This is a genomic window from Pseudomonas sp. HMWF006 (genome assembly GCF_003061205.1).
In the GTDB taxonomy this organism is placed as follows: Bacteria; Pseudomonadota; Gammaproteobacteria; order Pseudomonadales; family Pseudomonadaceae; genus Aquipseudomonas; species Aquipseudomonas monsensis.
Genome location: NZ_QAIU01000500.1, coordinates 1,060 through 9,021 on the forward strand (window position 1 = coordinate 1,060; position 7,962 = coordinate 9,021).

General features: G+C 59.2%; 11 protein-coding genes. 6 read left to right on the top strand and 5 right to left on the bottom strand.

The genetic code is table 11. The features are described from left to right. Nucleotides 1-1,287, top strand: a 1,287-nt coding sequence (locus tag DBR24_RS22025) for a methyl-accepting chemotaxis protein (RefSeq protein ID WP_256591730.1), incomplete at its 5' end; no start/stop codon positions are given. A gap of 109 nt (nt 1,288-1,396) precedes the next feature. Beyond that, on the top strand, nt 1,397-1,600 hold the full coding sequence (locus DBR24_RS22030) for a hypothetical protein (RefSeq protein ID WP_123467789.1): 204 nt from the start codon (nt 1,397-1,399) through the stop codon (nt 1,598-1,600). 6 nt (nt 1,601-1,606) lie between these two features. On the opposite strand, the gene DBR24_RS22035 is transcribed toward DBR24_RS22030, so the two are convergent. After that, nucleotides 1,607-1,843 (bottom strand): DUF2789 family protein, encoded by a 237-nt coding sequence (locus tag DBR24_RS22035; protein WP_123467791.1) that lies wholly within the window; start codon nt 1,841-1,843, stop codon nt 1,607-1,609. A 48-nt stretch (nt 1,844-1,891) separates the two neighbouring features. Continuing rightward, a complete protein-coding gene (locus tag DBR24_RS22040) occupies nt 1,892-2,143 on the bottom strand; it encodes a hypothetical protein (RefSeq protein ID WP_128615792.1) in 252 nt (83 codons plus the stop codon). 421 nt (nt 2,144-2,564) lie between these two features. Between DBR24_RS22040 and DBR24_RS22045 the strand changes: the two genes are divergently transcribed. From DBR24_RS22045 to DBR24_RS22055, 3 genes are all read left to right on the top strand, one after another. Continuing rightward, nucleotides 2,565-3,014 carry a hypothetical protein gene (locus tag DBR24_RS22045; protein WP_163005233.1) on the top strand — a complete coding sequence of 150 codons (450 nt, stop codon included), beginning with the start codon at nt 2,565-2,567 and terminating at the stop codon, nt 3,012-3,014. A gap of 5 nt (nt 3,015-3,019) precedes the next feature. After that, nucleotides 3,020-3,217: a hypothetical protein gene (locus DBR24_RS22050; protein WP_123469150.1), complete on the top strand. Its 198-nt coding sequence runs from the start codon at nt 3,020-3,022 to the stop codon at nt 3,215-3,217. 129 nt (nt 3,218-3,346) lie between these two features. Further along, nucleotides 3,347-4,363 (top strand): ABC transporter substrate-binding protein, encoded by a 1,017-nt coding sequence (locus DBR24_RS22055; protein ID WP_128615793.1) that lies wholly within the window; start codon nt 3,347-3,349, stop codon nt 4,361-4,363. A 96-nt stretch (nt 4,364-4,459) separates the two neighbouring features. On the opposite strand, the gene DBR24_RS22060 is transcribed toward DBR24_RS22055, so the two are convergent. Both DBR24_RS22060 and DBR24_RS22065 read right to left on the bottom strand, forming a co-directional pair. Beyond that, complete coding sequence (locus DBR24_RS22060) at nt 4,460-6,592, bottom strand: TonB-dependent siderophore receptor (protein WP_128615794.1); 2,133 nt, start codon at nt 6,590-6,592, stop codon at nt 4,460-4,462. A gap of 92 nt (nt 6,593-6,684) precedes the next feature. After that, the gene (locus tag DBR24_RS22065; protein WP_123467799.1) at nt 6,685-7,074 is read right to left on the bottom strand and encodes a DUF2946 domain-containing protein; all 390 of its coding nucleotides are present in this window, start codon (nt 7,072-7,074) and stop codon (nt 6,685-6,687) included. 94 nt (nt 7,075-7,168) lie between these two features. On the opposite strand from DBR24_RS22065, the gene DBR24_RS22070 reads away from it, so the two are divergent. Then, entirely contained in the window at nt 7,169-7,609 is a 441-nt protein-coding gene (locus DBR24_RS22070) for a DUF3995 domain-containing protein (protein ID WP_128615795.1), read from the top strand. Between the two features lie 123 nt (nt 7,610-7,732). On the opposite strand, the gene DBR24_RS22075 is transcribed toward DBR24_RS22070, so the two are convergent. Beyond that, the coding region (locus tag DBR24_RS22075; protein WP_256591731.1) for a Na+/H+ antiporter subunit G at nt 7,733-7,962 on the bottom strand (230 nt) is incomplete at its 5' end.

Consider the following 7,962-nt stretch of genomic DNA (forward strand, 5'->3'; position numbering starts at 1 on the left):
CTGGCAAACAAACTCGAATCGCAACTCGACGCGGCGGCGCGGATCGTCAGCAATGCCGAAGTGATGATTGCGACCGAGCACGCCACTTCGCAGCTCAGTCGCCAAGCCCTGGAAGCCGCCAGTGAGGCCCATCACAGCAGTGCTGCGGGACGTGCCGAGCTGGTCGATTCCATCTCGCGCATGCATCAACTCAGCCAGCGCGCCAATGCCAGCCGCGAACTGATCGAGGCGTTGAGCCTGCGCAGCGACGATATTCAGCGGGTGACGCTGGTGATTCAGTCGATTGCCAGTCAGACCAACCTGTTGGCGTTGAACGCGGCGATTGAAGCGGCTCGGGCCGGCGAGCATGGCCGCGGTTTTGCCGTAGTGGCGGATGAGGTGCGCGGGTTGGCGGCCAGAACGGCGTCGGCGACAGGGGAAGTCGGCGAGATGGTTACCGACATTCAGCAACGGACTGCACAGGTCGTGGAACAGATCCGCGAGTTGTCCAGCGACCTGCACACCGGCGTCGAACAGGTTGAAAACACCGGGCAGCACCTGGAAAACATCGCACGCCTGGCGGCCGGCGTGGAAACTCAGGTCGGTGAAATCGCCCGGGGCGCGGAAACCAATCGCGAGCAACTCGACAGCCTGTTTAAGGCCATCGAGCAGATGCGCAGCGATCTGGCGATCAGCGATCAACAGACCCGTCGTCTCGCCGAAGCGGCGGTGCAGATGGAAGGGCAGGCCGAAACCATCAGCGAACGTCTGGCTGAGGTTGGCCTGGATGACTATCACCAGCGTATCTATGACCTGGCGCGTGAGGGGGCGAGTCAGATCGCGGCGCGTTTCGAGGCGGATGTCGAACAGGGGCGGATCAGTCTGGAGGATCTGTTCGATCGCCAGTATCAGGCGATTCCCAATACTCAACCGGCCAAGTACCAGACCCGTTTCGACCGTTACACCGATCAGGTGCTGCCGGCGATTCAGGAGCCCTTGTTGCCGCGCCATGAAGGTCTGGTGTTCGCCATCGCCTGCACGCAGCAGGGTTATGTACCTACGCATAACCAGGTGTTCAGCCAGCCGTTGACCGGGGATGTGCAGGTTGATGCGGTCAACAATCGCACCAAACGCAAGTTCGCCGACCGCACCGGGATACGCTGTGGCAGTCATCAGCAACCGGTGCTGTTGCAAACCTACACCCGCGACACCGGCGAATTGATGCACGATTTGTCGGTGCCGATCATGATCAAGGGACGTCACTGGGGTGGATTGCGGCTGGGCTACAAACCGGAGACCCCGCGCTGATTGTTACCGTTGAGGCAAGGGTTCTGTGCAGCGGCGTTGCTTTTTCCTTCCGAATGAAAGCATTAGTCTGCCGGCTTAGTTAGGTAGCTAATTAATTCAGGAGGTCGGCATGCAATGCCGGGTTGATGTCGCCGTGATGATCGGCAGTGGTGTACCCGCCGGTTTGCGCGCAAGGGGGCAAAGCGTTTGCTGGGTGGTGCTGCTCAACGGGGAGCAACGCGGCACCGCATTTGCCAGCCGCGACGAGGCCGAAGAGTGCAAGGCTGCGTGGCTCGCGCAATTGCAGGCCGAGCCCGCTGACAGTCTGCACTGATCAGGCTTACTTGCCGGGGTGCAGGCGCACGTTCAATTCATCGACCATGACGGCTTCTTCGCCGTCGGCGCGTAACCATTCCTTGAGCAATTGCGCCTGTTGCGGCGACCAGAAGTCGGCCTCGATCAATTTGACATCGGCGGGCAGTGGATGCGCTTCGATGAAGTCGTCGATAGCGCTGCCTTCCGAGGGCAGGCCCAGCTGGTCGAACAGGGTTTTCAGGTCGTATGCTGGCAGTTCCATCGTTTACTCCTTGGTTGTGCGCCGACATGGCGCAGTCGATCACTCCCTTTATCTGAGGCAGTCGCCGGCCAGGAGTTCGATTTGCGCTTCAAGTGAACGAGCCAAGGCACAGGCTTCGTTATGGTCTTCGCGGAAACCTCTGACGCGACCGGTGGATTTTTCCTTGATGTGAAAGAAGGCAATGCCCGCCGGCACGACTTGAAAGCGTGGGGTCGGGTTGGGCGTTTCACTGACATGGAAGATCAGCGTCGATTTGTGCCTGGCCTCTACGGGAGTGGCAAAGTGAGTCAGGGTGCACATATGAAGTCCTTTTCATCGGTCGGCCGGCATTTACTGGCCGTTGCGGGTAGTCGTAATGAGCGTTGCTGCTCTAGAATCGCCAGTACCTGTTGACGACAGGGCTTATCTAAAGCAATTTTTCACGGGCGATATGTCGGAAAAATGCTTTTTTTCGTGAGAATTTTCCCTAAAGTTCGTAGTCAGCTTTCTCTGAGCGTCAGTAAGGAATCTTCCTTCGAACATTGGCGACATCGGAGCAAGTTTCGCGAGTGACATTCCAGTAGTCTTACGCACCTCGCGATAAATGAGCGCTCCGCTCGCTCGGACTTTTATTTGAGTCATTTGGCAGTTCTGTCGGCCTGGCCGTTTTTTGCCGCGCGCGTTTTCCGTGCACGGTTTTTTCAGATGTGGGGATGTTTCTTTGGCAGTCAGTAACCTCGATATGCATGCTTTGTTCGTGCTCGGTGATTTGCGTGCAAAGCTGGTCAAGCTGTTCCAGTCGCGTTTTGTTTACATCACCGAGCAAAACGCCGAAGGCATTTACGTGGCCGAAATCGACACCGAAAGTGCCTTGGTGGTCGATGACAAACCGGGGCTCAAGCTCAAGGTTGGCGATCATTTCAGCGCGTCGGTCCTGCCCAGCCGCGAAGGCGGCAAGATGGATATCCGTTTTCGTGAAATCAAACTGACGGTCTACGGCCTGGGCGACTACGCCTTTGTCGACACAGCCGATGGTCACGCGATCCTGTTCAAGGAAGGCCACAGTGTGGTGACCGTGTTCGCCGCCAATGAGCAACTGCAGGAAGGCTTGACCAAAACCCTGAAAGCCGTCACCGCCAAGGCCGCCAAATGGCGCAAGGGCGAACTGGTGACCTTCAAGGCCAGCGAGTGAATGCTGTGAGTCGCGCTGATTTTCATGTGCACCACCTCGACAATGCGCGTGAAGAGGCTAGGCGTCTGTTCGATGCGAAAGCTCGATTGCAGGGCGCGTGGCTGGGGTGGGTGGCATCGCAGATCTACACGTTGCGCCCGGCGGAATACGCCAGCATGGTCAGACGCGAGCTGCAAAGCTTGCAGGAAAAGTCTGAAACCTGACCTCGTCCGGGATACGCCCCGGAAAAAGCAGGAACCTCGGCTACAGTCAGTTGACTGAGTATTCAGAGGCTTGCGGTCTTCCATCAGGCCATCCTGCTATTGCTGTGAACAGCACGAGGTGCAAAAAGCATGAACGGATTTCGACGGTTGTTGGCCGCCAGCGCGGCCACATTCGCTTTGCTGGCGTCGGCGCCACCGCTGATGGCCGCGCAGGCGCCGATTCATTTTGCCGACCTGAATTGGGAAAGCGGCAGCCTGATCACTGATGTCCTGCGGATCATCGTCGAGAAGGGCTACGGATTGCCGACGGACACGCTGCCCGGCACCACCATCACCCTGGAAACCGCGCTGGCCAACAATGACATTCAGGTCATTGGCGAGGAGTGGGCCGGGCGTAGTCCGGTGTGGGTCAAGGCAGAAGCCGAGGGCAAGGTGGTCAGTCTCGGTGATACGGTCAAGGGCGCGACCGAAGGCTGGTGGGTGCCGGAATACGTGATCAAGGGTGACCCGGCCAAAGGCATCAAGCCGCTGGCGCCGGACCTGCGCAGCGTCAGTGACCTGAAAAAGTACAAGGATGTGTTCAAGGACCCGGAGAGCCCGAGCAAGGGCCGGTTCCTCAACAGCCCCATTGGCTGGACCTCGGAAGTGGTCAACAAGCAGAAGCTGACGGCATATGGCCTGCAGGATGACTTCACCAATTTCCGCAGTGGCTCGGGAGCGGCACTGGACGCCGAGATCAGTTCTTCGATTCGTCGCGGCAAACCGGTGTTGTTCTACTACTGGTCGCCGACACCGCTGCTGGGCAAATTCAAACTGGTGCAACTGGAAGAGCCGCCGTTTGATGCCGAGGCATGGAAGACCCTGACCGACGCCGACAATCCGAATCCGAAACCGACCCGGTCGCTGGCCTCGAAGCTGTCGATTGGCGTGTCTACGCCGTTTCAAAAGCAGTACCCGCAGATTGCCGAATTCTTCAGCAAGGTCGATTTTCCGATCGAGTCGCTGAACAAGGCGCTGGCAGACATGAGTGAAAAACACACCGCGCCACGCCAAGCGGCTGAAGCCTTCATGAAAGCGCATCCGGATGTGTGGCAGGCCTGGTTGCCGAAGGATGTGGCGGATAAGGTGGCGGCTGATCTGAAATAGAGGGGTTGCGGCTGACGCCATCGCGAGCAGGCTCACTCCTGCATTTGGAATGCGTTTCCCTGTAGGAGTGAACCTGCTCGCGATGCTTTGAAGCTTTTAGAATCGAGTCTGCACCGCCAATTCAAAGGTGCGCGGCGTGCCCAGATAGTAAGCCGGCGACACATGCGCAAACTCGGCGTACACCTCGTTGGTCAGGTTGCGCACCCGCCCGGTGACGGTGGTGTGTGAATCAACCTTGTAGCTGAGGAAGCTGCCGAACAGCGTGTACGACGGCACGGTCATGGTGTTGGCGGTGTCGGCATACACCGATGCTACGTAACGCGCATCGACCCCACCTTGCCATTGCGGCGAAAAGTCATAGGTCAGCCACACATTGCCGACGCGATCCGGCACGTTGGTCGGTGTATTGCCCTTGCGCGACACCACGACACCGGCGGCATTCTTTTCAGTGAAGTCGTCGTACTGCGCATCGACCCAGGCGAAGTTGCCTTCGGCCAACAGCTTGTCGGTGATACGCAACGAACTCGCAATCTCGATGCCTTTCGAGGTCTGCTGGCCGACCGGAATGCTGCTGGTCGGGTCCAGTGGATCGGTAACGGCGAAGTCCTTGCGCTCGATGGTGTAGGCGGCGACGGTCGCCGAGCCTCGCCCGTTCAGGTAGTCGAACTTGCTGCCAATCTCCCATTGTTTACCCGTCGAAACATCAAAGTCCTGAGTACCGTTCGGTTGCTCGGCGGCGGTGCTGTATTGCACGTAGACGTTGGCCGACGGGATGAATTGCCAGGTCAGGCCGACGCGACCAGTCACCGGCTCCCAACTGCGCTTGAGGTGCTTGGGGTTGGTGGCGGTCACTGTGCGATGGTTGGTGACGTCGAGGTCGATATCGTCGTAACGCAGGCCTGTGAGCAGCGACAGTTTGTCGGTCAGCGCCAGACGGTTTTCCACGAACAGTGCCTTGGTCGTGACTTCATTGGTCTTGTCGCTGATCAACTTCGGGTTGGTGCCGGGAATGTCGTAGAAATGCCCCGGCCGGTAGTTGTTTGGGTCCACCGTATTCGCGCCTTTGACGTTGAGCGGTGAGTTTGTGGTCTGGTTGACCTTGTATTCGAAACCCCCGGACCACGTTGTATCGAGACCGAAGAACGTATTGTCGTGACGCAGTTCGAACTGGTTGCCGTTCTGCTCGCCCTGATGGCGCACCTGATACGCGGTGGAGCGATTCACCGCCGTGTTGTCGGCGTTGTACTGATAGGTTTCGAGGTTGCGGTAGTCGCGCTGGCTGTCGAGGTGATACAGCGTGTTGCGCAGGGTGGTGCTGTCGTTGATCCGGTAATCAATGATCGAGCGCAGCCAGATCGTCCGTTGTTCGTAGCGCCCGTCTTCGACGTTGTAATTGTTGAAGCGGTTGTGTCTGTCGATTTTCAGCTCACCGGCCTTGGGGTTGAGCACCGGCGTGCCCCAGTACGGGCTGTCTTCGTGCTCGTCCTGATATTCGAGGGCGAGGGTGTGCGACAGGTCCGGCGTGAGGTCGCTGAGCAGCGAGAACGCCACGCTCCAGGCATCGCGTTCCTGGCGGTCGATGTAGCCGTTGCTGGTGTTGTGACTGACATCCAGACGCGCGTAGTGCTGCACATCGGCATTCGGCGCGGTCAGTGCGTGGTTGAGGCCGAAGGCGGTTTCGGTGGTGTCGTAGGTGCCGTAGCTGACCCGACCTTCAGTCGCCTGTTCATCGCGGCTGGCCAGTTTGGTCACGTAGTTCAACGAACCGCCGACGGAACCTGCGCCATTGACCAGCGATGACGGACCACCGAGCAATTCCACCCGGTCGTAAATCCACGCATCCACCGGCCGGGCGAGGCCGCCGGATACGTTGATGCCGTTGAACATCTGGGTAATCTGGCTGCTGGTGAAGCCGCGATAGGAGACGAAGCCGCCGAAACCCGGCGGTGCGCTGGCATTGACCCCGGGCAGGGTGTTGGCGGCGTCCTGGAAATTTTGTGCGCCGTGGCGTTCGATGTCGTTGCGGTTGGCAATGGCCACCGACGCGGGTGTGTCGCGCACGCTCAGACCGAGGCGCGAGGCCATGCCACTGGATTGGTCGAGGCTCAAGCCCGGTTCGGCGCCGGACTCGCCATTGATGGTGATCGGCGCCAGATCCACAGCGGATTGCGCCCAGGCGTTAACGGACAGGCAGCCGCACAGGCTCGCCAGCAAAGTGAGTTGTTTCATCATTGAATCCTGAATGCTTGGCTAGGTGTCAGCGCACAGGCAAACGCCGCGCGTTGGCGCAGTGGGCTGACAAATCAATAGGGCGAAGACACTCAGGCGAGCGGTGGGGCGCGAGGGTTGGCCGAGGGCCAGGTGAAGCGGGCAGGGAGGTCGGCGCTGACGACAGGCGCCAACGGCGGACTGTGTTGTTCGGGCAGCACCGCAAGGGTCAGGCTGGAGTTGAACGCCGGGCCCATGCCCCCGCCGACAGAGCACAGCGGGCAACCGAACGCCTTGCTCAGGGTCGGCAGTTTTTCTTCGACGGGATTTGACGTGAGCGGTGCTTGAGTGGCCGGGTCGACCGTACAGAACTGGCCGCCGATGCCGTTGAGTTGCATGCCGACCATTTGCCCGTGACCGATGCTGCAGGCGAACACATTGAACAGGACGCAGCAATAGAGCATCCAGGCCAGCAGTGAGCGATCGGAACGGGAGAATTTCATGGGGCGGCACTTTACCGTACCGCTGATCGGTCGTGCACTTGAAAAAATGCCGACTAGGATGATTTGTTCAAGTCTTTTGAAAGGACTCTCAAGCATGACCTTCGTATTGGCTCAGTGGCTGGTGACGATTTTTGCAATCATCAGCCTGGTGCATGTGTATTGGGCGTTGGGTGGGCAGTGGGCGGCGGTAGCTGCGGTGCCGCAGATTCCCGTGCAGGGGCTGGTGGCGACAGTACGACCGGCCTTCGAGCCTTCAGGCTGGATCACGCTGCTGGTGGCGACAGCGTTATTGGCGATTGCCGGCCTGGTCTGCATGCGCGTCGGCTGGGGAATGCCGGCGGTGCATGACGGCTGGCTGCAATGGGTAATCAGTGCAATTGCGCTGTTGATGTTTGCCCGGGCAATTGGCGATTCGAATCTGGTGGGCTTCTTCAAAGAGGTGAAGGATTCACGGTTTGCGCGACTGGATACGTGGGTGTATTCGCCGTTGTGTCTGGCGCTAGGGGCGGGGTTGTTGGCGGTGGCCTGGGTTTGAGGTTTGAGGTTTTAGGTGATCTGGAGAGCGCTAACGCGAGAAGGCTCACTCCTACAGAGGAACGCATTCCAAGTGTAGCGGTGAGCCTTCTCGCGATAGCGTCATTGCAGACAATACAAAGCTTCAGTTGCCGCTTTCGGTGCGCCGGCTACTGACCTCGGCCGGCACATCATCCCCGGCCATGCGCTTGCGGAACAACGCCGCCCGCGCCAGCAGCAACGTGGTGACCGGTACGGTGATCGCCAACAGAACCGGAATCAGCCAGGCGTGCAGCACCGGCCCCGATTTCAATGCCGAAAAACAAATGATCGACGCCAATGCCACGCACCACGCTCCCAGCGTCGAGGCCAGGG

Bases quoted from the DNA above. Each gene is read 5' to 3' on its own strand.
- DBR24_RS22030 (WP_123467789.1), top strand. From the start codon at position 1,397: ATGCAATGCCGGGTTGATGTCGCCGTGATGATCGGCAGTGGTGTACCC.
- DBR24_RS22035 (WP_123467791.1), bottom strand. From the start codon at position 1,843: ATGGAACTGCCAGCATACGACCTGAAAACCCTGTTCGACCAGCTGGGC.
- DBR24_RS22040 (WP_128615792.1), bottom strand. From the start codon at position 2,143: ATGTGCACCCTGACTCACTTTGCCACTCCCGTAGAGGCCAGGCACAAA.
- DBR24_RS22045 (WP_163005233.1), top strand. From the start codon at position 2,565: ATGCATGCTTTGTTCGTGCTCGGTGATTTGCGTGCAAAGCTGGTCAAG.
- DBR24_RS22055 (WP_128615793.1), top strand. From the start codon at position 3,347: ATGAACGGATTTCGACGGTTGTTGGCCGCCAGCGCGGCCACATTCGCT.
- DBR24_RS22060 (WP_128615794.1), bottom strand. From the start codon at position 6,592: ATGAAACAACTCACTTTGCTGGCGAGCCTGTGCGGCTGCCTGTCCGTT.
- DBR24_RS22065 (WP_123467799.1), bottom strand. From the start codon at position 7,074: ATGAAATTCTCCCGTTCCGATCGCTCACTGCTGGCCTGGATGCTCTAT.
- DBR24_RS22070 (WP_128615795.1), top strand. From the start codon at position 7,169: ATGACCTTCGTATTGGCTCAGTGGCTGGTGACGATTTTTGCAATCATC.